This window comes from Desulfovibrio sp. (assembly GCF_019424165.1).
Taxonomy (GTDB): Bacteria; Desulfobacterota; Desulfovibrionia; order Desulfovibrionales; family Desulfovibrionaceae; genus Desulfovibrio.
Genome location: NZ_JAHZAA010000002.1, coordinates 99,300 through 120,625 on the forward strand (window position 1 = coordinate 99,300; position 21,326 = coordinate 120,625).

The window sequence follows — 21,326 nt, forward strand, 5'->3', positions numbered from 1 at the left end:
CGCTAATTCCAGATAAAATGCAGCAGCCAGTAAGAGATAAAGCCGATGCTGCCAGCGGCGGGCAGAGTAAGCACCCAGGCAGTGACCAGGCTTCCGGCCACATTCCAGCGCACCGCCGAAAGACGCTTGGTGGAACCAACGCCAAAAATGCACGCGGAAATGGTATGGGTGGTACTCACGGGAGCGCCCAGCATGGAAGCCCCCGTAATGACCAGCGCCGCCGAAGTTTCAGCGGCAAAGCCGTGCACCGGCTCCAGCTTGAAAATACGGTGTCCCATCGTTTTCACGATCTTCCAGCCGCCCACGGCAGTTCCCAGGGCCATGGCCCCGGCGCAGGACAGCTTGACCCACAGCGGCACTTCCACGGCATCAATCTTGCCGAAAATAAGCAGGGCCAGGGTAATAATACCCATGGTTTTCTGGGCATCGTTGAGGCCGTGGCTGATGGCCATAAAGGCTGCGGACACAAGCTGCAACCGGCGGAAAAGCCCATTGACCTTACGCCGGTGCATGCGGGCGCAGGACCAGAAAATGATCCACATAATCAGGTAGCCCACCAGAAAACCCGCCAGGGGCGAGGCTAGCAGCGGGACCAACACCTTGTCCACAATGCCCCCGCCGTTGAGCGCGCCAAAGCCGGCATCGGCCACTGCCGCGCCGATCAGCCCGCCAATAAGGGCATGGGAAGAGGAAGAGGGTATGCCGAAATACCAGGTTATGCAGTTCCAGCTTATGGCCCCCACAAGAGCGGCCAGTACAAGCACATGACTGCCCTCTACCACATGGGGCAACACAATGCCGCTGCCCAGCGTCTTGGCTACTTCCGTTCCAAGCAGGGCGCCGCCCAGATTCAGCAGGGCGGCGGCTCCCACGGCAAAACGAGGCGTGACCACTTTGGTGGATACCACTGTGGCGATGGCGTTGGCACAGTCGTGCGCGCCGTTGGTAAAGTCGAATATCAGGGCCACCAGCACGATGAGCGCCAGCAGCACAGGAATATCAAACATTTTTCAGCACCGCTTCCTCGATGGTTTCCGCCAGCGCATTGACCTGTTCAAGCAGAATGCTCATGCGCTCATACGCCTGACTCCATTTGAGCGTCCGCATGATCTGCGGCACGGTGAGCTCCTGCTGTTCGTCAAACAGTTCCGCCAGTCCCACGGCCAGCAGCATGTCGCACTCGCCCCGCAAAATGCGGAAAGCGCGGGTTTTATGACAATCGCGGCGGTGTGCCAGCCCTTCAAGCATAAGACGGCTCAGGTCCAGCATGGCGCTGATGGTGCGGGCCATTTGCAAAGCGGGAAACCGTATGCCGGTGAATTCGAAAATATGCAGGCGGGTGCTGAGACTGTGCAGGCAGTCCATGCATTCTTCCTGCTCCTGATTGATGCGAAGGATATCTTCACGATCAATGGGGGTGATGAACGTTTGCGAAAGATCGCGGATTATCTGACTGTGCAGAACATCCGCCTCTTCTTCAAGAAAAGCGATTTCTTTATGCACGCGGTCCATATTGGCCACGTCTTCAAGCATTTCAACCAGCAGCCCCGACATGCGGCGCAGCAGTTCGTTCTGCTCCTCCAGCATGGCGAAAAACGGTGCGGATTTGGGCAACAACGCAGGGAACATCCTCGCTCCTTGGGCGGTATCAGCTTACGTGGGTCCTTTCCACGCGCCATACCGGTTGACGTTCCGGCGGTCGCCCACCCATGTGGGCCGCCGTCTCTCTACCCGGCAAATGTATACTCACAGAGGGGATGTGCCAAGACTTCCTGGCCCGGACAAATAAAAGTTTTATTTTCTGTAAATATATCGTCTTTAATTTCAATATATTGGATGTGTTATTTTTGCAGAAAAAAAACTGTTTGAGCACTCAACTACCATGCTCGCGAAGGCTCTTCGCCGAGCAAAACTCCGGCCAGCCAGTCCCTCGCGGCCTTCATGCAGCCCTCAGGCAAAGGCCAGGGTGGATCGTCCGTCACTGCCGCGCCGGGCAGGCGCAGGCCGCCATGATGCAAAAAAAATCCTGCGGCATCACACAAGGGAGAAAAAACAGGAGGAATTGGCATATTGCCCTTCGCGGTATTGCCGCAGGCGAGCGCCGAAGCCAGGTCTACGGCAGGGCCGTCACCGGCCGCCACAGGCTCTTCCGGCTCCGCATACAGGTTGTCTCCCCACAGGGCATGTCCCATACCCGCCGCGTGCGCGCGGATCTGATGGCGCGCGCCCCTGCGTATGCGGCAGGCCGCCAGCGTAAGCCCCCCGGCCGGAACCGGCAGCCCACCCGCTTCCGCCTTCACAACAGAACCATCCGCTTCCGGCTCCACGCCTTGTGCAGGCCCAAACAGTGCGTGCAGGGCCTGTACAGATGCATCGCCGGGCTTCCAGACATGCAGGGGCCAAAATTCCGTCCAGCGCGTGTGGTGCGCGAGTGCGGGCAGCACGCGGCTCTTGCGCCTTCCGCTTACGTCCAGTTGCTGCCGCGCCACGGCAGGCCCGGAAAGCACCCCCGAAAGCAGGGCTACATAGCGTTTTTCGCACAGCCCCGCCGCTTCTGCCGCACGAAACGCTTCAGCGGCAGCAGCCGAGAGTGCCGCGCACAAAAGCCCCGAAGTGCCGAAATCCAGCCGTTGCAACAAGGCGAGCCGTGCCGGATCGAAATCATTGCCGCTGCTGCTTTTTTCAGCCCACAGGGCAGCAAGAGCAGGGGCCAGGGCCTCCACGCTCATGCCGCAAGCACCCGCCAGCGCAGCACTGTGCATACGCGCGGGCTTGCTGAAAAAACAGTATTCGCCCTGCCTGCCGAGCATGCGCAGCCCGCTGGCGGCAGCCGCAGAGCCGGAAGAAAACGCCGTGCAGGAAAGCTCACTGCCCAAGGCCGCCGGGGCGTTTCGTGCCTCCATGCCGTGCAGGCGCACCACATCCCCCTGGCGCATGCGGCGCGAGGCGCTTGCGGCACGGCCGTTTACCGATACGCCGCCATTTTCAATACAACGCCTGCGCCCGCGCAGGCCCATATGCGGCAAAAGGTATTCCAGAGCCTGATCAAGCCGCAAGCCTGCATGCTGATGGTCCACGCAAAATTCCTGCGCGGGCGCGGCAACGGGGCCGCCAGCGGCTGTGTCCGGTGATGTGTCGTCCTGTCCCTTGCCGTCCTGCCGGTTCGCGCAAAGAGTTTTGTGCGCGGGCTTCATTCATATCTCCGCGGCATTGCCGGACAAAAGCTCAAGAAGGGCGCGCGCTGTCAGCTCCGGATCATGATGCTGCGGATCGTTCTCATACACCAGGGGGCGGTCGATCAGGCGCACGCCCATCTCTTCCACGGCACGTCGCACCTCGGAGCCAAAGCCGCCCTCATAGCGTCCGTGGCGCGAATCCACCAGCACATAATGAAGAAGCCGTCCGGTGGTCGCCTCGGGGGCGTCTTCGCGCAGATGCCGCAAAATCATGGCTGCCTGCCCGGCAATGCCAAGGCCAAACAGCTCGGCATCACCGCCTGAATTGGGAATAAATATCTTGGGGCATTGGGCATCGGCCACCGTGCGCCCCACTCCCTGAGGCAGGAGGTTTGCAAGCACGCTGGTATAGAAGCTGCCCATCGGATAGCATATGGCCCCCGCCGAACCAAGGTATACGCTGGATGCCGGGGCCAGCGGCGGGCGGCAGGCGGTGGCGGCAAGCTGGGAGTAGTCGCTGGTATCCAGCCTTTCCGGCTCATGTACCGTAAGAAAAAGCCGCTTCACGGGCCGGGGAAGATTTCTGAACCGGTGCTGGCCCACAAGAATCGAACCGTCATCCAGCTCAGCCGCCAGATGCAGGCTTTCGTTCACAATGGGGCGCACCACACCCCGCGTTTGCAGCAAACGGCTGAAAAAGGCCAGAACCGGCCCGAAATCACGTTTATGATGCAGGTAGCCGCCCGCCAGCACAAGATTGCCGAAACAGGCCCGGTACGGGTCAAAGTCCGGTGGCATGCGCTGCAGAAAAAAATTCAGATGCAAGCGCAGGGCATCGGCAAACACATCCGGCATACCTGCCCATACGGGATGCCCGGCCCGGCCCATTTCCACAAGCTGCCGCCGCAGGCCATCGGCAGGGTCTTTGCCCCCAGCCGCGCCATCTTTGTCTGCCGCCGGCAACTCCTCGTGCGAAGGCAGACGCCCAGCGCAGAAATCCAGCACGGATGCGGGTACCACATTGTTGTCGGCAAGCGCCAGCAGACGATTGCGGATATCGCCCATGGCGGGCATGGCAAAAGCCTGGCGCAATGCCGCTGAACTGCCGCCGGAATCGAATGTGGTCACCAGATGAACAGAGTTGTGGGTATGCCTGGTCAGTTCGCGACTCAGGGCGCGCAAGGCGGTGCCGCCGGTAAAAAAGGTCAGGCGCGGCCCCAGGGCCGGAAAGGCCGAAAGGCCGCTCACGCACCGCCCCCGCAGGTTACGGCAGGCCAACCGGCAGGCCTGGCAGCAGGAATAAGACCAAGCTCGCACATGCGGATAAAGATAAGGCGGCCTATCCAGGCATCGGTGGCGGCATAGGCGATCTGCCTGGCGCTAAGCTCGGGCAGGCTCCAGTTTGAGCACTGGGACCCCTTGGAAACACGCCAGCCGAAAAAATTGGCCGCCAGCGTGCGCAGCCCCTGGCTGGGCAGCTTGTGCGCGCGAGCGACGCCGCCGAGATCCACCAGGCCCGCAGGCTCAAAGTCGTGCAGTTTTGCCAGGTCGCGCATGTCATCCCGAATGCCCACGCCCGCCTTGACCTGCACGGGATTGGCGAGCAGGTCTGCCAGGTGCGGGCCGAAGGGCAGCCAGGACAACTGGATAAGATAAACAGCCTGGGCCGTTGCCAGCTGGATGAGCGCAGGCGAATTGCGCCTGCCCTTGCGGAAGGACGGACGTGTTTCGGTATCAAAGCCCAGAATACTTTCCTCACGCAACAGGGGCAGCGCAGCCTGCCAGTCAGCCTCGCTGCGTACCACATGCACCGGCCCCTCGTAATGACACAGGGGCAAGGTGTTTATCTCTTCGCTGCTCAGGCGGCGGCGTAGAACGTCCATATCCATAAATTGGTTACCAAACTATTTGCCGATACAAAATTGAGAAAAAACCCTGTCCAGCACCTCAGCGGGGCTGCTCAGGCCTGTTACCTCCGCCAGATGAGCGGCAGCCACGTCCAGGCGCACGGCGCAACAGTCATACGGCCGCCCGGCATCCACATCTTCCCGCAGGGCCGCCAGTTCGGCCAGAGCCGCTTCCAGCGCCATGCTTTGCCGCGCATTGGGCGCAAGCCCCTCTTCTGCGGCAGCTCCTCCGCTGCCGGCCAGCAGCAGGGCGCGCAAGCTTTCGGCCATGTCCTCCACCTGTGTATCGGAAAAAGCGCTTGTTGTGCAACAGGTTTGCCCCTGAATCCAGCGAGGCGGAAAAACCGAAGGCGTACACAGGTCGCATTTGTTCCATACAACCAGCACAGGCGTATCACCGGCAAGCTCAAGAACTTCTCTGGCAGCGGGGTCAGGGCAGGTTTCGGCAGCGGCTCCGGCTTCTCCCAAAGCACCGCCGTCAAGCACCAGAACAACAGCGTCGGCTTCGGCCAGTTTTTGCCTGCTGCGCTCAACACCCATCTCTTCAATGCTTTCCGCAGCCTTGCGCAAGCCTGCCGTATCTGTCAGACGCACGGGCAGGCCGCCAAGATCGCAAGCTTCTTCAAGAAAATCCCGCGTTGTGCCGGGAATATCAGTAACCAGAGCGCGGTTGCGTCCAAGCAGCGCGTTCATGAGGCTCGACTTGCCCGCATTGACCGCCCCGGCCAGCACAACCACAGCACCCTGCTGCATTACCCGCGCCCTGCGGCTGCCCTGAAGCAGGTGACGCAAGGCCGCAGCCACTTTTTCCACAGCCGCGCTGAACGTGGGCGCATCCATACCTTCCACTTCATCATCGGGAAAATCCACGGCCACGCAGACCTGCATGCGCAGATCTTCAAGCTCACGCCGCAACGTCTCTGTCCGGCGGGCCAGCAGGCCGTCCAGGCGGTTCAGGCCGTAACGCAGGGCTTCGCGCGAAGGCGCGGCAATAAGCTCGGCCACGGCTTCAGCCTGGCTCAGGTCTATACGGCCATTGATAAAGGCCCGGCGCGAAAATTCGCCATGCTGCGCCTGGCGCGCTCCGAGGCGCAAGGCAGCCTCAAGCACTGACTGCACAATGAATGGACCGCCATGACAATGTATTTCAGCCACATCTTCGCCGGTAAAACTGCGTGGGCCGGGCATAAAGACGGCCAGCACGTCATCCAGATTTTCCCCGTTCCAGTCCACAACGCGCCCCCTGTGCAGAAACCAGGGGCGAAAGTTTTCAAACTTCGGCGACATGGGCAAAAACATGCGCGCAAGTGTCTGCTTGGCTTCGGGGCCGGAAATACGCACAATGCCGACCCCGCCGGATCCGGGGGGCGTGGCTATGGCTGCTATGGTATCGTTGGTGCTCATGATGTCTACTGCCCGCTGGCTGCCGGGCGCGCCCCGTCGTAGTGCGGCGTGAAAGTTCAGAAAATGCGGCTCCGCCTTTCGCGCGCGGCGAAGAAAGTGAAAACCGCAATAACTCGGCGTACAGAAATACTTTTTACGGCAAATTCCGGGGCAGCATACCCGGTACTGCCTTCGCAGTCCATACGAAAGCACTTTGCCGACCGGCCCGCGCGCCGGAACAAACTCGTAATAAACCAGAAACAGGCGCGAAATCGAATCCAACAGGTCTGGAAGGCAGACGCGCGGCTGCCTTCACCCTGCCTGTCTGTACCGGGGAATGCCTAGCGCACGCCGCTGCACGCGCACGCGCACGCCTCGCCTGCACGGCAAACGTAACAAAACAGCCGTATGCCCTCAAGAATGCAGCGGATGCTTGAACGCAATGCCCCGTGGCTGCCTGGAGACAGTGCTGCTTTACATCCGCGGACTGACCGCGCGGGCAGACGGCAAAAAGACTGCGCTTCAAGCCATATGCCGTTGCCGCAGGCTTGCGGATGAAGTTCCCACCGCAGCGAGTCTGCGCTGTGAAACGCTGAAGCAGCATTGTAAAAAACTGAAAATACGGATTGTCAAAGACAACACGCTCCGGCAGGCTCGAGCGTGTAAAACGCAGACCATTCTGTGCAGGCAGCGCGAACCGCAAGCAGTAAAACACAAGCAGTTTTTCAGGATACTGACGTGGGGTATTTGTCATGGCGGGCTGCACAGGCAGCGCCCGCGTCAAAAACGCTACGGCGCGGACTTTTGACTGATCCGCGCCGTACTGTAACGTGTTGCCAGAGCAATACGTTAATTTTTTTCGGTCTTTCTGCGCAGTATGACGACCCGCTTCAAGGGGCCGTCGCCCGTGCTGCGCGTCTGCACGTCGGTAGCGTCCTGAAGACAGACATGCACAATACGGCGGTGATAGGAAGACAGGGGCCGCGTGGAATAGGAGCGGCCGCTCTGGCGCACCTTGTCGGCCAGGGCAAGGGCCATCTCGCGCAGCCGTTCATCCTGACGCCGGCGGTATTCACCGGCATCAAGCTGCACGCGCACAGCGGCATTCATGCCTCGCGACACAATACGCGAAATCATGTACTGGAGCGAGGCCAGAGTCTGGCCTTCGCGGCCGATGAGCAGACCGGAATCTTCTTCACTTTCAATGCCCACCTGCACCCTGCCGCCGACCACAGCCACTTCAAGCTGTACGGCTTCGCCCACTATGGGGCGTACCAGGCTGCGCACGGTTTCGTGCACGAGGGCTATAAGCCGCTCCTGATCAAGCTGCTCCAGGGGGGTAACGGGCAGCCCTTCAGCCGCTTCTTCAAAATCGTCGTCCAGCATATCCGCAGCGCCGGGGCGAGCCTGGCGTGAAGCGTCACGCCCGCCTTCTTTCACCGCGCTGCGGTTTTCACGAGTGTCGCGGCCCTCACGGGGTTCGTTCCTGCGGCCGCGGCCTTCGCCGCGCCTGCCGTTTTCCGCATGCCCGTTCTGACCACGCCCGGAAGCCCTGTCGGACCTTTCGCCGTTCTTGCCAGCGCCAGCAGGCTTTTCTACAGGCTTTTCACCATTGCAGGCGCTGCTCTCGTCACCGGACTTTGCCGTCCCGTTTTTACGCGCGCCCTTGCCGTCATTACGGGGAGCACTTTTTTCGGTGCACCGCCCGGTATTTTTTTCATGCTTTTTTTCGGGCTTCTGGCTGGCATTTCCGGCGGGGCGTTCTGCGTCACGAGGGCTTTCGCCCCGCGTGACAGCGGCGTCCGCGGTGCCTTCAGTCCCTGCTGTCGCTTCTTCCTGACCGCCCTTGCGGCCACGGGCACGGTCATGACGTTTTTCCTGCCGGGGCGCAGAAGACGGAGACTCTTCACGCTGACGCGACGTCCGGGCCTTGCCGTCCGCACCTGCAACAGGCTCGCTCGCGGCTTCAGCAGGAGCATCGTCGGAGGGGGCGGCCTGCCCCCCCTTGCGTCCCAATATGTTTTCAACAGCCTCGCGCAGTTGCACCCGGCGGGCGCGAACCTTGGCCTTACGCGCCCCGACGATGCCGAAGATGCCGGACTTGGAATCCTGCACGATCTCGATTTCCAGTTTTTCACGCGCCGTATTGAAGTAGCCGCAGGCTTCCTCTATGGCACTGTCCAGGTCTTTACCCTGGAATTCCTTAAACCCTTCCATAATCATCCTCGTTCCAATAGGTATCGCAAGCCGTCGCTGCGGCTATTTCGCGGCGGCGCTGGCCTTGAACTTCCGGATCATCATCTGCTGCTGCGCTATGGAAAGCACGTTGTTGACCAGCCAGTACAGCACCAGCCCCGAGGGGAAGTTCAGGAAAAGCGCCGTAAAGATAAGGGGAAGAAACATCATGATCTTCTGCTGCGTGGGATCTGTGGCCGGGGGGCTCATCCGCTGCTGCAGGAACATGGTCAGGCCCATAATCACGGGCGTAATGTACAGGGGATCCTTGGTGGACAGGTCAGCCAGCCACAGGATGTCCGTTCCGGGCAGATAGGTGATAAAGGGCGCATGGCGCAGCTCGATGGATGTGAGCAGGGCCTGGTACAGGCCAAAGAACACGGGCAACTGGATGAGGATGGGTACACAGCCGCTGGCGGGGTTGACGCCATAGGTCTTGTAGAGGGCCATGACCTCTTTGTTCATCTGTTCCTTGTTGTCCTTGAACTTCTCGCGAATCTCCATCATATGCGGCTGGAGCTTCTTCATCTTTTCCATAGAGGCGTAGCTCTTGGCCGTCAGGGGCCAGAAGGCGGCCTTGATGAGCACGGTCAGCAGAATGATTGCCAGACCCCAGTTATGCACATACTTGTGGAAAAATTCCAGCAACCACAGAAGACCCTTGGCAATGATGTGAAAAAAGCCGAGGTCAACACTCTTGGCAAGCTGGGGCGAAACGGCCTGCAACTCGGAGCGCACCTTGGGACCAACCCAGTAGGAAACAGAAAGTTCCTTTTCCTGCCCGGGGCCTAGCAGGGTTTCCTGCTCTTCCACGGCGGTGCGGTACACATTCTGCTGCATTACGCCCTTGACGGTCACGTTATTCACATCACCGGGCAGCACGGCCGCAAGAAAATACGTGCTCATGGCCCCGGCCCAGTAAATTTTGCCTACAGCCTGCACACCCGTGCTTTCAAGGGTGCTGGCCGAGCTTTCTTCCTTGAGGCTGCCGTCGTTATCCCATGCCACTCGCATGGCATCGTAACGGTCGCCCGCGGCATTGCTGGCATCAGCGGCCACCGTGTAGCTCACGCGCACGCTGCGGGCCTGCTCGGTCTGGTTCACCACGCGGATTTTTTCGCGGATAAGATAGTTGGTGGCGCTAAAGGTCATTTCGCGCACCACGCGCAGGTTGTCCACCTCGCCCACGAGGCGCAGTGTACCCTGCTGGCCCTGCTCAAGAGCAAGCCCGTTTTCGTCGGTGTCCATAGACCACTGGCCCGTACTCCACGAAGGCTGGCTGTTGATGACAAGCCCCAAAGGCGCCACCTGGGCGCTCTTGGGATCAACCATGTTCACCTGAGGCGAGTCGGCCGCAAGGCCTACCTGGTATTTTTTCAGCTTGAATGAACGCAGGGCGCCGCCGCCGCTGTAGACCACGGCTTCGTAAAGGGGGGTGTCCACAGTAAGGTCGCGCCCGGAGGCAGGCGTGAAGACGGGCAGGCTGGCCTGTGCGGGCGCGGCCTGCGTCTGGGCCTGGGGCTGCAACTGGGCGGCCTGCTGGTCCTGGCTTTGCTGGGCCACCGGGGCAGGCCGGGTCGCCCAGCCCATATACTCGGCCAGATAGCCCCAGCCAACAATGACAATAAGACAAAGAACAATGGCAACGAGAAGATTTTTACCGTCTTGCATGGGGGCGATCACTCCTGGGACAATGGCGGAACGTCACGGCGACGTCGTGATGGTGGAACAGGGTCATAGCCCGAACCGCCCCAAGGGTGACAGCGGGCCAGACGCTTGAGCGCCAGCCAGCCGCCCCGCAACACGCCGTGGGTCATTACGGCCTCGGCGGCATAGGCGGAACAGGTAGGATAATAACGGCAGGCAGGGGGCAGCACAGGCGAAATGCAGCGCTGGTAAACGCGTATGGGAAAAACGCAGATCACACGCAACATGTGGCTCATGGCAAACCATCCAATGCCGAAGAGCCCGGCAGATGCCGGGCCATACGCCGCAACAGGGGCAAAAGCTCAGCAGCCACACGGGCATAATCCAGTGCGGCTTCTCCAGCATGCTTTTTTGCTACGGTAACAATATCGGCCTCCACGGGCAGCTCCTCTCTGTGCAGGCGGTAGAATTCCCGCAAGAGTCTCTTGACGCGATTGCGTACCACAGCCTTACCCACCTTGCGGGAAACGGCCATGCCGGTACGCGCGCGAAGACCGGGACAAGCCCGCGGCAACACGAAGACAAGGAAATGCTCGGTGTGGTAGCGCCTGCCCCGCTCGTAGCAGGCTGTAAACTCCACCCGGCGGCGGATGCGCAACTGTCGGGGCAGGAGGTACCGGCGCATGAAAGCTCCCTAATGACGAACGGGGGCAGTCCCCCCGTTCAACTAGGCGCTCAGGCGTTTACGGCCTTTAGCACGACGACGACGCAGCACCGCGCGCCCCCCTGGGGTGGCCATACGGGCGCGAAAGCCGTGAGTGCGTGCCCTTCTGATTTTGCTCGGCTGATATGTTCTTTTCATGGCTGACTCCTTAAAATTTCCGGTAGGGCCAAATGCCGGACCGGGGATTTTCGGCACGCAGGGCTTAGCGGTGATGAGGCCGTCAGCCGCCTTGGCGGGCAGGGACGGCAAGGCCCTAGCGTTAAAATATGGAAGAAGCTACATACACGCCCGCAGCCCCCCCGTCAAGCGCGGACTGAGCCAATCCTTTCAAGGTTACGCTCGTAAGGACCGCAGTTCACGGCGAATCCTGTGCATCAGGCACCGGAATAAATTTACCGCGCCACGCCTTTGCGCTGCCGGGGCGACACCTCACACGCAGAAAAGCAGCCGGGCGGCGCAAAGCCTCCGACAGGTCGGAGCCGCACATTGGACTATCCTTACAACCGGTTAAAAAACACGTTGTGGACAGGCAAGGCGCAATATCCGCTGAGGAAGCCGCTTTTACCGGTTTACTGCGTGCAGCCTGCTGCGTACGGGCGTGATCCGACAGCAAGGAGGGCGCGTTTCCCCTACTCTGCACTTTTTCAGGGCAGAGGAGCACGAACCGGAGCAGCCCCGTCAGAACCGTTGGATGGCGGCAGCAGGTCATCTGCGGAAAGCGAAGGTACGGGGGGAGGCGGCAGCACGCCCTGCGGGGCATCCCTTGCGGCATCTCGCGCCACGCCAACGCCACCATGGCTTAAAGCACCGGCAGCCGCGCCGGTCCCACTGAGCACGCCGGGCAGTGAGGCAGGCGGCGGCGCAGGGGCAACGGTATTTTCCGGAGCAGTCGCCCCCGGGGCCGCATGGCCGGAAATCCCGGCTCCTGCGGGAGTTTTGTCCGCTTTTTCCACACCGGGCAGCGCAGGGTTGTTGCCCACCTTGCCCTCGGTTACGGCAGCACTGCGCGGCGCGGCACTGCTGCCTTGCGTGGCCGGGGGCCTGGGTGTAGCGCCGGGCGTAACAGCGGAAGTACCGGGCGCAACGGCTGGCGTAATGCCTGATGCCGCGCCATTGCCAGACTTTCCGGCTGCCGCGCTGCCCGTCCGGGCAGCGGTGGCGGCCTTGCCGTTGCCGGAAGCAGCCGGAGCGGTGAGTGCAGGGCTTACAGAAGCGGGTCTCTGCCCTGTCACGCGAGGAGCGGCCGTGTCGGTCTTTTTGACGGTGTTGCCTGCCTTGCCCGCGGAATGTGAGGCTCCGCGCATGGGCATCAGCGGAGCGCCGGGGTCGATGACCACGCTATGGGGGGCCGCTTTGGCTCCGGCGCGGCTTTTCCCGGCGGATTTGCTGCCAGCCTGCCCCTGGGGCGACGGCATCAGCTCTGGTACGGCTGCGGGATCTGCAAAACTTGCCCCGGCCATGCGCAACTGCCGTGGCTGCATCAAGGTGTTCCAGTAAAGGCGCGCGCCGCCGTGCCGCACCCATGCCTCATTCAGGTTGGCCCCGCCATCCGGCAGCGTTGGTGGCGGAGAGGAAGGCAGGTGAACAGTTTCCGCAGCCGCAGCCGGTGAGACCGAAAACATGAAGGCAGCGCAGAGGCACAAAAAAGCCGTTCTCACAGTTACGGCCCGTAACGCGCAAAGCGCCGCTGTTTTTTTGCATAGCGTCATGAACATGATACCACCTCTATAACGCTTATCGGCCGGACATGTAATGCCTTTAGGGCGCACTCCACCTTGCGCGCAGCAGGCCATGACCACACACTACAGCCTGACTTTGCATTTGGATACCGAAGGGGCGGACTGAACCGAAAAACAGGGGCGCCGCAGCAACCAGCGCAAGAGCGCGACCGCGCTCTGTTACAGGGGATCTTTACGCTTTTGCCTCCGTCCGCCTTGACAGGCTGCCGCCGCTTAGGCACATTTTCAAAAAAATTTCCCATCAGGAGTCGAAATGTCCGCGCCCTCCCCTGCCGAAGCCCCGCCTGCCATGTCTGGCCCCACCAGGCCATCTCCCTGCATTATCCTTATCGGCATGGCTGGAGCAGGCAAATCCACCGTGGGCGAAGCATTGGCCCACGCGCTTGGCTGGGCATTTATGGACAGCGACCATCTTATTGAGGCCGTGTATGCCGCCCGCCTGCAAGACGTTACCGATGCGCTCGGCAAGTCTGCGTTTCTGGATGTGGAGTCCAGCGTTGTCTGCGCCATAAAGGCCAACCGCACGGTTATTGCCACAGGCGGCAGCGTTGTTTACCGCGAGCAGACCATGTGCCACCTGGCCTCGCTGGGACCGCTGGTTTACCTGGATGTACCTTTTGCCGTAGTGGAGGAACGCATTGCCCGGAACCCACAACGCGGCCTCGCCATTGCCCCGGGCCAGACCTTGCACGACATTTTTCGGGAGCGCGAAGAGCTGTACGCCCGTTATGCCACATTGCGCTGCCCCGCTGCAGACAAAAATCCGCAACAGTGCGTGAACTGGATAATGCAGCAACTACCCGTTGAAGTGACCATGCCTGACAGGCCGTAACAGCCATATACCGCCAGATCCTACGGTTGCCGCTGCTTTTCTTCAACAGCGGCTCTGCCTTTTTTCTGCCAATTGCAATTTCATACAATGCGCCATCGGGCGCAACTGCCTGCAAAGCGTCACCATTGCCGGATGACACTGGTCCCGCGCTTCGCACACAACGGGCCGATGCATAAAAAAAAGCGGGGCCGAAGCCCCGCCAGAAAAACATCTTGCCGCGATCTCAAGCAAAAACATCACCAGCAGTGCAGAGCATTTTCACTCTGAAATGCCCAGGCGGCTGCGTAAGCATACGCCTGCTGTGGAAGTGCAACTGAACCGTTGCCCGAAGGGCTTGCGGAAAAGACAGCAGCGCTGTGTAGTTGCGTGATCAAGCGCCGTAGCGAACGTGTTGCAAGCCTTGAGATGTGCATTCTCAAAGCCAATCCGTTCTAGTACTGCCAGCTCTTGCCATCATAACGGATAAGTTCGTTAATCCTGCGGGCCTTGACCTGCTGGCAAGCGGCAGAAAGGGCCGCCTGGCGGTTGGCGCCACGGCACTCAAACACATTTTCCTTGTAGCGGACAAAGCCCACATACTGCCCGGAAGCTCCGGGGCGCAGCTCTGTGGTGACACTGCCTTCATCCACGGCAATATAGCTGGCTACAAATTCCTTGCCGTCCTGCCGTACATCCTTTTTGGACTTGGACGGAACAACGGTCCGACCGGCCTGGGCAGCCAGTTTGCGCCCAACCACGTCGAGTTCGGCGGCAATCTGGGCTTCAGTTTTGGCCCCTTTGGCGACGGGCTGTTTCTTTTCCGCAGGCTTAGCGGCTTTTTTATCGGCCTTGGCGGGAGCCGTTTTTTCCGGCGCGGGCGCAGGTTCGGCAGCCTGCTCGGGCTGGGCGGGCGTTACCACCGCTTCAGTGGAAGAAGAATCGCCGCCAAACCAGGCGCAACCACCTGTGGTCAATCCGAAGATCAGCAAAAATGCCCAAAATATTTGCTTGTGCATAGCACCTCACACATTAAAGCCGGGCGGCATAGGCCACCCGGCTTTTGCATGTTATTCCACTGAAACCCGCCCTTCGATTATTCGAAGGAGATTTCGGTGCGCCGGTTCATGGCGCGACCTTCAGCGGTTTCGTTGTTGTACTTGAAGGACTTGCCGCGGCCGATGGCGGTCATGCGGCTGGCGGGGATGCCCTGCTTCACAAGATAGTTCTTCACGCTGTTGGCGCGTTCCTGCGAAAGCTTCATGTTGTAGGCGTCAGAGCCGATCCAGTCGGTCCAGCCGGCGAGCACCACGCGCTTGTTGGGGTTGGCCTTGATAAGACCGGCGGCTTCGTTCAGGATGCCCATGGCCTTGCCGTCAAGGGCATAGGAGTTGAAAGCGAAGTGTACGCCACGCAGCACGATCACGTCTTCGTCCTGGCAGAACACGGACAGCACGAAGCGCTCAAGAGCGGCGTCGCTGGTGGCCAGTTCTTCACCACGCACCACGATGGTGGCGGGGTTCAGGGCAGCAACCTGCTTGATGGTTTCTTCGCCGTTCTTGCTGTCGGCAAAGGAGATGATGTGGACAACCAGGTTACGCTGGCTGGCATACATCTGACGGGCCACTTCCACCAGGTCGGCGCCACGGTTGTTGTCGCCGTCGGTCACGAGGATAACGGCGGCGTCGCGCTTCATGCTGGAAAGGAAAGGCTCGTAAGCCTGCAGGCCGGTGCCCATGCTGGTCATACGACCGAAGATCTGGAAGTCGGAACGCAGCTTTTTAATGCCGGCAGCCATAGTGTTGCGATCCCAGGGACCCTGGGCAACGATAACGCCGTTGGGCGAAATGGTGTGCAGACCACCATTGTAGTCCAGAGCGGGAATAGCGGCATTGATGCGCTGCAGCACATTTTTGGCCACGATGATTTTGTCCTGCTTCAGCTGGGCATTTTTCATCATCATGGAGCCGGAATAGTCTACAACGAAGTCAAAGCTGTTAATTTTCTTGGTGCAGGCCGGAGCGGCCGCGGCGGCCACAGCATAGCTCAAAATAAGAGCAGCGGCCAGAACAAGAAGACGAAACGATTTCATACTGCCTCCCAAACGTTGATAAGTTCGTCGAGTTACCGTCAATAACAGTAATTCGCGGTGTGCCCGCCACGTTGCCAACTCACTAACAGGAAAAACCTTTGGAGGCGGCAACTGCCTTTTACATAACCGCCTTCATGAAAAACCGCAAGTTTTAAATAGGAAATACTCTTCAATAACCAGACAGGACATCTCTTTTTTCAACGGCTCCCGCAGGCCATATCCGCCTGAAAACACCGCATTTACGGCGGCTGGACAGCGGACCGGGCCTGAGGCATACTTAATGCCAGGAACCAAGGAATATCTCTATGTCAACACTCATGTTTTCCAAATGGAGTCCCGGCGGCAACACCACCCTTCTGTTCCCGGGGGACGGCCTTGTTCCCGAGCAGCAGGCGAACCTTGCCCGCCTTGCCCTGGATCCTTCTGTGCTCGGCGGCGAGCAGGCAGGCTTTGTAGACCTTCAGGCCCGCAGCCTGCGCATGGCGGGCGGTGAGTTTTGCGTCAATGCCAGCCGTGCCGTGGGCGCGCTGCTGGCCTGCGAAGAAGAACGCGCCCAGGATGCTGCCGCGCCCCAGGCCCCGGCGCAGACAGCGCAAGCCGCCCGCCAATACGAGATCAGCGTTTCCGGCTGGCAAAGCCCGGTACGGCTGCTCGTGCGCGGGGGCCTTCCCCTGTGGCAGGTAGAGGCCGTACTGCGGCTGCCCGACGTCTTTATAGAATGCCAGGCCAACGGCATCTGCCTGGTGCGGCTGCCCGGCATCTGCCATTTGCTGCTGGACGCGCGCACCCACGGCCACCCTGAAGACTATTACGCCGCCGCCGCCCTGCTGCGCGAGCGCTACGACCTGGAACAGGAGGAAGCCGTGGGCGTCATCTGGTGGCAGGCGCTACAGGGGCAGCTTGACATGCTGCCCCTTGTACACGTGCGCGACACCCGTACTGACTATCTGGAAAGCGCCTGCGGCTCCGGCGCTCTGGCTCTGGCTCTGGCTCTGAGCCGTTTCAAAAGCAATGGCGGCAACCATTTTTCCATCATGCAGCCTGGCGGTTCCCCGCTGGAGGTTCGTCTTTTCAGCGAAGACGGGATCTCCATGGCGGGCGTAAACGGCCCGGTGGCCCTGGTTGCCGATGGGCAGGTGTGGTTGCCCGGCGGCGTCATCTGAATATGGCCGCAAAGCTGCGCGAAGGCTTCACCACCGGCTCGGCAGCCACGGGCGCGGCCCTGGCCGCCCTGAATCTGCTGTGCTCCGGATATGCTCCCGACCATGTGGATGTGCCGCTGCCGCCTTTTGATGCACAGCCGGTTCCCGAACGCCCGGCCAAGCCCGCCGCGGACGTGGATGCGGAACAAACCGTCAGCGCCCGCGCCAACACGGATGCCTCCCACCATATCGCACAAGAGGCCAAAGAAGAGATTTTGGCGCATCCGGCCCCGACGGAGCGCACGGCACAGAAGCCCGCCCCCCCCGCACAAGCCCTGCGGCCCAGAGGCTGGCTGCGCCTTGCGGTGGCGGCCTGCGGCCCCGGCCCCGCCCCTGAACTGGCAGCGTTTGCCGGATTTTCCGCCAGCTTGCCGCCGGATGCTGCGGGGGCAGATGCAACCCGCGCCCCGCTGCGGCTGGCGCACGCCTCTATCCGCAAAGACGGCGGCGACGACCCGGATGCCACATCAGGGGCGCTCGTCACGGCCACTGTTATTATGGAAGGCATTATGGAAGGCCCCTGGCAGACCGATCGCCCTGCGCCTGCCCCAGCCGGAATCGCGCACGGCTCCCCATGTCCGGCCCAGAAACCATCTGCCGCCCCGGCTCCAATGGCCCGGGTGGCTCCAAGCACAAGCACGGACTTGCGTATTACGATTGAAGGCGGCCCGGGGGTGGGGCGTGTAACCCTGCCCGGCCTGCCCGTACCCGTGGGCGAAGCGGCCATCAATCCCGTGCCGCGCCAGCAGATCGCCTTTGCCCTGCGTCATGCCGTTGCCACCGCTATGCCGCCATGCCCGCCCCTGCGCGTTATTATCAGCGTTCCCGAAGGTGAGCGGCTGGCCCGGCAGACATTCAACCCAAGGCTGGGCATTGTGGGCGGCATTTCCATTCTGGGTACGCAGGGTACGGTGCGCCCTTACAGTCACAAAGCCTGGAAAGCCACCATCGAGCAGGGGCTGGCCGTGGCTGCGGCCACAGGCTGCCGGTCCATTGCCCTGACCACGGGCAGACGCTCGGAACGTCTGCTCATGGAGCGCTACCCCCACATGCCGGAACAATGCTTCATCCAGGTGGCTGACTTTGCTGCTTTTTCCTTACACGCCGCAGGGACAGGACGTTTTGACAACCTTGTGTGGGGCTGCTTTTTCGGTAAACTGGTCAAACTGGCCCAGGGGCATGCCTACACCCACGCCCGCCACGCAGATCTGGACATGGCGGGTCTTGCCCGCGTATGTGAGCAGTACGGCGCGTGCTGCGCGGAGCAGGTAAAAAACTGCGTCACTGCCGCCCACGCCCTGGAATTGCTTTTGCAAGACAAGGCCGGAACAGACGTTATACGTCAGGTGGCCGTCAAAGCCGCCGCAGTGGCGGCAAAATTTGCGGGCCGCCCCGTGCGGCTGCACCTTTTTCACACCGACGGCAGGGAATTACTGGCACTATGAAAAATCAGGTCGCACTGCCCGGCATTGCCGTGTCCTCCCCCACACCGAGCGAAAACGCCAACCGGACGACGGCAACTGACGCCCCGGAGGCGCATGAAGCTCCGTTCGACGCGGAACGTGCCGTCTCTTCCGCCGTTACGGATTCCGCTACAGCACAGGTTGCCGACGGGTTGCATACCACCGCCCGCAGTACGGCCGACGAACCGCACGGCGCTCGCGCAGCGCCCCCGGCCGGCAGCGGTCTGTCCCCGGCAGGCAACGCTTCCGCGGAAGCCCCGGCACTTGCGGCCGCACCTTTGCAGCCCAAGCTGGAACACCGGGCGGAAAGCGCCCCCGTTGCGCCCAGGGCTGTAAAAAAACGGCGCAAGGCGGCACAACAGCCGCCACAGGAGCAGGCCAGCCCCGCCCAGCCGGACGACTGGCCGCCCATGTCTGAAATTCTGCAATCCTGCTTTGTTTTTGAACCCACCACTGCACAGCCCAGTCCCATCACGGTGCTTGGCCTCGATTGCGGGCGTCCGCGTGGGCTTGCGGCCCTGACAGCCGAACAGAAACTGCTGTTGCAAAAGGCCGATGTGATCTGCGGCGGCCGCCAGATACTGCACGACCTGACGGGGCATGCTCCCGAAGATGCACCGGGCAGCGCAGATCCCGATCCAAACGCCAAGGCGGACAGGCAGGATGCGCTCAACGCCCGCCTGCTGCCCCTGAGCACACCACTGGAACCCGTCATCACCCGGCTGAGCCAGATGCGCGCCGCCGGTGAACGCGTGGTCATGCTGGCCGACGGCGACCCCCTGCTTTTCGGCATCGGGGGAACACTTGTGCGCCTGCTCGGGCAGGAAGCCGTAGAACTTGTGCCTGCGGTCAGCTCCCTGCAACAGGCATGCGCCCGCCTGGCCCTGCCCTGGCACAGGGTGATCTGCCTGTCGCTGCACGGACGTGATGATCTTGGGCCGCTCAATGCGGCTGTGAGTAAAAATGCGCCGCTCTGCGTGCTTACCGACGCCCGCATGTCACCGGACGTGCTGGCCCGCCACCTGCTGGACCGGGGGGTGGACTGGTTCACCGCACATGTTTTCGAGCGCATGGGCGCTCCGGATGAACAGAACAGCCATATGAGCATGGCTCAGGCCGCCGGGAGTGTTTTTGGCCCGGCCTGCACCCTTGTGCTTGTTCCCTGCGACACGCCCCGCCGCGCGCGGCTCGGCCTCAACGCCGCAGAACTGGCTGTGGACAGGGGGCTGATCAGCAAAAAACCCGTGCGCGCCGCAGCCCTGGCCCTTCTGCAGATAGAGCCGCACCATGTGGTGTGGGATGTCGGTTCCGGCTCCGGGGCCGTGGCGCTTGAAGCCACTGTGCTGGCGCACGAAGGCCGTGTGGTGGCGGTTGAGCGCTCTGTGGGCCGCGCCATGAGCATTCAGGAAAACCGCCGCCGCTTTGGCGCGGCCATTCTGGACGTACGCCTGGGGCAGGCCCCGGAATGCCTGCCCTCACTGCCTGATCCGCACCGTGTTTTTGTCGGTGGCGGACTTTCCGGCGACGATGGCGAGGATATCCTGGGGCATGTCTGCCTGCGCCTGCCCACCGGCGGGCGCGTGGTGGCAAGCTGTGTTCTGCTGGACACCCTGTGCCTGTGCCGCCGCTTTTTTGAGCGCCTTGGCTGGCCGGTGGAAATCAGCCAGATTCAGGCTTCTGAAGGCAGGGAACTGGGCGGTGATGTGCATCTGGCGGCCATGAATCCCGTTTTTCTGCTGGCGGCCCAAAAGCCGATCTCTGAGAACACCGGCCGCGCCGGTCAGGGAGCGCGCTCATGAAACGCGCCCCGGACAACGGTAACGGCACGCCCGGCAAACAACAGGCAGCAAGCGCCATGACTACCTGCAAGCATGACGAAAAGCATACGGCTCATATGGCGGGCGCGGCGGCAGAGCACGCTTCCGGCCAGGCGCCGTCCGGGGGTTCCGCCAGCACGCCCGGGCTGGTCAGCTTTGTCGGGGCCGGCCCTGGCGATCCGGAACTTTTGACGCTCAAAGGGCGCAAGGCCATTGAAGAGGCCGCCCTGGTGCTTTATGCCGGCTCGCTGGTTCCGCCGCAGATAGTGGCCTGCGCGGCCCCCGGCGTGCCTGTGGTAGACTCCGCCCCCCTGAGTCTTGAAGAATGCCACGCGCTGGTACGCCGCACAGCCCTTGAAGGCGGCGCGGTGGCGCGTGTACACACGGGCGACCCCGCCCTGTACGGCACGCTGCGCGAACAGACGCGCCTGCTGGATGCGGACGGCATTCCCTGGCGCGTCATACCGGGCGTTACCGCGGCCTGTGCGGCGGCGGCCGCCGCAGGCGTAACCTTTACCGTACCCGATGTCACCCAGAGCCTTGTCATCACCCGTATGGAAGGGCGCACCCCCGTGCCGGAGCGCGAAGCCGTACGCCGCCTTGCCGCCCACGGCACGTCCATGGCCGTATATCTGTCGGCAGCCTCCAGCGAGGCCCTGCAAGCTGACCTGCTGTGCCACATGCCGTCTGAAACACCGGTGCTGTGCGCCTGCCGCGTGGGCTGGCCGGACCAGCGCCTCATATGGGCCACCGCCGGAACCCTGGCCCAATGTGTTGCGGAACACGGCCTGACCAGACAGACGGTTTTTCTGGTGCTGCCGGGGCAGAATGCACCGGACACATGCTCCCGGCTCTATGCCTCCGGCTTCAGTCACGGCTACCGGCAGGCAAAAAAAGACTGAGCCGCGCAGTGCGGCGGCCCGTGAGTCCGGGCTGGCGCAGAGGCCAGACAGGCGCAGGCTGACGCGACAGCTTCGCACGGGCATCACGTTTTTGCTGGCCGTACATGCAAAAATGCATCTTTCCGCATACAGCACCTCTGAACAACAGCCCTGACAAGCCCTTTCCATTGCCCGCAGTGTCGCTGCGGTTCAATATCCCCCTGCCGCACAGAACACTCCTGCGCAAGCCTT

19 protein-coding genes are annotated in these 21,326 nt (G+C 61.6%); 5 read left to right on the plus strand and 14 right to left on the minus strand.

The annotated features are described in order from the left end of the window. Window positions 1–2 precede the first annotated feature (2 nt). From QZ377_RS01550 to QZ377_RS01605, 12 genes are all read right to left on the minus strand, one after another. Window positions 3–1,007, minus strand: a complete 1,005-nt coding sequence (locus QZ377_RS01550; RefSeq protein ID WP_291438904.1) for an inorganic phosphate transporter — start codon at window positions 1,005–1,007, stop codon at window positions 3–5. Then, window positions 1,000–1,629, minus strand: a complete 630-nt coding sequence (locus QZ377_RS01555; protein ID WP_291438906.1) for a DUF47 family protein — start codon at window positions 1,627–1,629, stop codon at window positions 1,000–1,002. The genes QZ377_RS01550 and QZ377_RS01555 overlap by 8 nt, the downstream gene beginning before the upstream one ends. A gap of 248 nt (window positions 1,630–1,877) precedes the next feature. Further along, window positions 1,878–3,194, minus strand: a complete 1,317-nt coding sequence (locus tag QZ377_RS01560; RefSeq protein ID WP_291438908.1) for a pseudouridine synthase — start codon at window positions 3,192–3,194, stop codon at window positions 1,878–1,880. After that, window positions 3,195–4,424, minus strand: coding sequence for a GAK system CofD-like protein (locus tag QZ377_RS01565; protein WP_291438910.1), 1,230 nt, complete (start codon window positions 4,422–4,424; stop codon window positions 3,195–3,197). It abuts the gene before it with no gap. Further along, complete coding sequence (locus QZ377_RS01570) at window positions 4,421–5,065, minus strand: 3'-5' exonuclease (protein ID WP_291438911.1); 645 nt, start codon at window positions 5,063–5,065, stop codon at window positions 4,421–4,423. Before QZ377_RS01570 ends, QZ377_RS01565 begins: the two co-directional genes overlap by 4 nt. Window positions 5,066–5,080: 15 nt before the next feature. After that, entirely contained in the window at window positions 5,081–6,487 is a 1,407-nt protein-coding gene (mnmE, locus tag QZ377_RS01575) for a tRNA uridine-5-carboxymethylaminomethyl(34) synthesis GTPase MnmE (protein ID WP_291438913.1), read from the minus strand. An 828-nt stretch (window positions 6,488–7,315) separates the two neighbouring features. Next, a complete protein-coding gene (locus QZ377_RS01580) occupies window positions 7,316–8,683 on the minus strand; it encodes a protein jag (protein WP_291438914.1) in 1,368 nt (455 codons plus the stop codon). A 42-nt stretch (window positions 8,684–8,725) separates the two neighbouring features. Then, window positions 8,726–10,372 carry a membrane protein insertase YidC gene (gene yidC, locus QZ377_RS01585; RefSeq protein WP_291438916.1) on the minus strand — a complete coding sequence of 549 codons (1,647 nt, stop codon included), beginning with the start codon at window positions 10,370–10,372 and terminating at the stop codon, window positions 8,726–8,728. 8 nt (window positions 10,373–10,380) lie between these two features. Continuing rightward, window positions 10,381–10,644, minus strand: coding sequence for a membrane protein insertion efficiency factor YidD (gene yidD, locus QZ377_RS01590; protein WP_012625588.1), 264 nt, complete (start codon window positions 10,642–10,644; stop codon window positions 10,381–10,383). After that, window positions 10,641–11,033, minus strand: coding sequence for a ribonuclease P protein component (gene rnpA, locus QZ377_RS01595; protein WP_012625589.1), 393 nt, complete (start codon window positions 11,031–11,033; stop codon window positions 10,641–10,643). Before rnpA ends, yidD begins: the two co-directional genes overlap by 4 nt. Window positions 11,034–11,075: 42 nt before the next feature. After that, entirely contained in the window at window positions 11,076–11,210 is a 135-nt protein-coding gene (gene rpmH, locus QZ377_RS01600; RefSeq protein WP_012625590.1) for a 50S ribosomal protein L34, read from the minus strand. A 506-nt stretch (window positions 11,211–11,716) separates the two neighbouring features. Continuing rightward, window positions 11,717–12,694 (minus strand): hypothetical protein, encoded by a 978-nt coding sequence (locus QZ377_RS01605; protein ID WP_291438920.1) that lies wholly within the window; start codon window positions 12,692–12,694, stop codon window positions 11,717–11,719. A 370-nt stretch (window positions 12,695–13,064) separates the two neighbouring features. On the opposite strand from QZ377_RS01605, the gene thrB reads away from it, so the two are divergent. Then, a complete protein-coding gene (thrB, locus tag QZ377_RS01610; protein WP_291438921.1) occupies window positions 13,065–13,643 on the plus strand; it encodes a homoserine kinase in 579 nt (192 codons plus the stop codon). Window positions 13,644–14,074: 431 nt separating this feature from the next. Here thrB and QZ377_RS01615 read toward each other — a convergent pair whose 3' ends face one another. Continuing rightward, the gene (locus tag QZ377_RS01615) at window positions 14,075–14,638 is read right to left on the minus strand and encodes a translation initiation factor 2 (protein WP_291438922.1); all 564 of its coding nucleotides are present in this window, start codon (window positions 14,636–14,638) and stop codon (window positions 14,075–14,077) included. 77 nt (window positions 14,639–14,715) lie between these two features. Beyond that, window positions 14,716–15,711 carry an OmpA family protein gene (locus QZ377_RS01620; protein ID WP_012625596.1) on the minus strand — a complete coding sequence of 332 codons (996 nt, stop codon included), beginning with the start codon at window positions 15,709–15,711 and terminating at the stop codon, window positions 14,716–14,718. A 305-nt stretch (window positions 15,712–16,016) separates the two neighbouring features. Here QZ377_RS01620 and QZ377_RS01625 point away from each other — a divergent pair, with 305 nt between their 5' ends. Genes QZ377_RS01625 through cobM form a run of 4 tightly spaced genes read left to right on the plus strand, consistent with a single transcriptional unit; the run spans window position 16,017 to window position 21,095 of the window. Beyond that, window positions 16,017–16,874, plus strand: a complete 858-nt coding sequence (locus QZ377_RS01625; protein WP_291438923.1) for a hypothetical protein — start codon at window positions 16,017–16,019, stop codon at window positions 16,872–16,874. Window positions 16,875–16,876: 2 nt separating this feature from the next. Then, the gene (gene cbiD, locus QZ377_RS01630; protein ID WP_291438925.1) at window positions 16,877–18,358 is read left to right on the plus strand and encodes a cobalt-precorrin-5B (C(1))-methyltransferase CbiD; all 1,482 of its coding nucleotides are present in this window, start codon (window positions 16,877–16,879) and stop codon (window positions 18,356–18,358) included. Then, window positions 18,355–20,175, plus strand: a complete 1,821-nt coding sequence (cbiE, locus tag QZ377_RS01635) for a precorrin-6y C5,15-methyltransferase (decarboxylating) subunit CbiE (protein ID WP_291438927.1) — start codon at window positions 18,355–18,357, stop codon at window positions 20,173–20,175. The genes cbiD and cbiE overlap by 4 nt, the downstream gene beginning before the upstream one ends. Beyond that, window positions 20,172–21,095, plus strand: a complete 924-nt coding sequence (cobM, locus tag QZ377_RS01640) for a precorrin-4 C(11)-methyltransferase (protein WP_291438929.1) — start codon at window positions 20,172–20,174, stop codon at window positions 21,093–21,095. Before cbiE ends, cobM begins: the two co-directional genes overlap by 4 nt. The last annotated feature ends 231 nt before the right edge of the window (window positions 21,096–21,326 follow it).

Excerpts from the sequence above, each read along its gene's own strand:
- thrB (WP_291438921.1), top strand. The coding sequence starts at position 13,065 with ATGTCCGCGCCCTCCCCTGCCGAAGCCCCGCCTGCCATGTCTGGCCCC.
- QZ377_RS01605 (WP_291438920.1), bottom strand. The coding sequence starts at position 12,694 with ATGTTTTCGGTCTCACCGGCTGCGGCTGCGGAAACTGTTCACCTGCCT.
- QZ377_RS01580 (WP_291438914.1), bottom strand. The coding sequence starts at position 8,683 with ATGGAAGGGTTTAAGGAATTCCAGGGTAAAGACCTGGACAGTGCCATA.
- QZ377_RS01570 (WP_291438911.1), bottom strand. The coding sequence starts at position 5,065 with ATGGATATGGACGTTCTACGCCGCCGCCTGAGCAGCGAAGAGATAAAC.
- QZ377_RS01620 (WP_012625596.1), bottom strand. The coding sequence starts at position 15,711 with ATGAAATCGTTTCGTCTTCTTGTTCTGGCCGCTGCTCTTATTTTGAGC.
- QZ377_RS01560 (WP_291438908.1), bottom strand. The coding sequence starts at position 3,194 with ATGAAGCCCGCGCACAAAACTCTTTGCGCGAACCGGCAGGACGGCAAG.
- QZ377_RS01615 (WP_291438922.1), bottom strand. The coding sequence starts at position 14,638 with ATGCACAAGCAAATATTTTGGGCATTTTTGCTGATCTTCGGATTGACC.
- rnpA (WP_012625589.1), bottom strand. The coding sequence starts at position 11,033 with ATGCGCCGGTACCTCCTGCCCCGACAGTTGCGCATCCGCCGCCGGGTG.
- rpmH (WP_012625590.1), bottom strand. The coding sequence starts at position 11,210 with ATGAAAAGAACATATCAGCCGAGCAAAATCAGAAGGGCACGCACTCAC.
- mnmE (WP_291438913.1), bottom strand. The coding sequence starts at position 6,487 with ATGAGCACCAACGATACCATAGCAGCCATAGCCACGCCCCCCGGATCC.
- QZ377_RS01550 (WP_291438904.1), bottom strand. The coding sequence starts at position 1,007 with ATGTTTGATATTCCTGTGCTGCTGGCGCTCATCGTGCTGGTGGCCCTG.
- yidC (WP_291438916.1), bottom strand. The coding sequence starts at position 10,372 with ATGCAAGACGGTAAAAATCTTCTCGTTGCCATTGTTCTTTGTCTTATT.
- cobM (WP_291438929.1), top strand. The coding sequence starts at position 20,172 with ATGAAACGCGCCCCGGACAACGGTAACGGCACGCCCGGCAAACAACAG.
- cbiD (WP_291438925.1), top strand. The coding sequence starts at position 16,877 with ATGGCCGCAAAGCTGCGCGAAGGCTTCACCACCGGCTCGGCAGCCACG.
- QZ377_RS01555 (WP_291438906.1), bottom strand. The coding sequence starts at position 1,629 with ATGTTCCCTGCGTTGTTGCCCAAATCCGCACCGTTTTTCGCCATGCTG.
- QZ377_RS01625 (WP_291438923.1), top strand. The coding sequence starts at position 16,017 with ATGTCAACACTCATGTTTTCCAAATGGAGTCCCGGCGGCAACACCACC.
- yidD (WP_012625588.1), bottom strand. The coding sequence starts at position 10,644 with ATGAGCCACATGTTGCGTGTGATCTGCGTTTTTCCCATACGCGTTTAC.
- cbiE (WP_291438927.1), top strand. The coding sequence starts at position 18,355 with ATGAAAAATCAGGTCGCACTGCCCGGCATTGCCGTGTCCTCCCCCACA.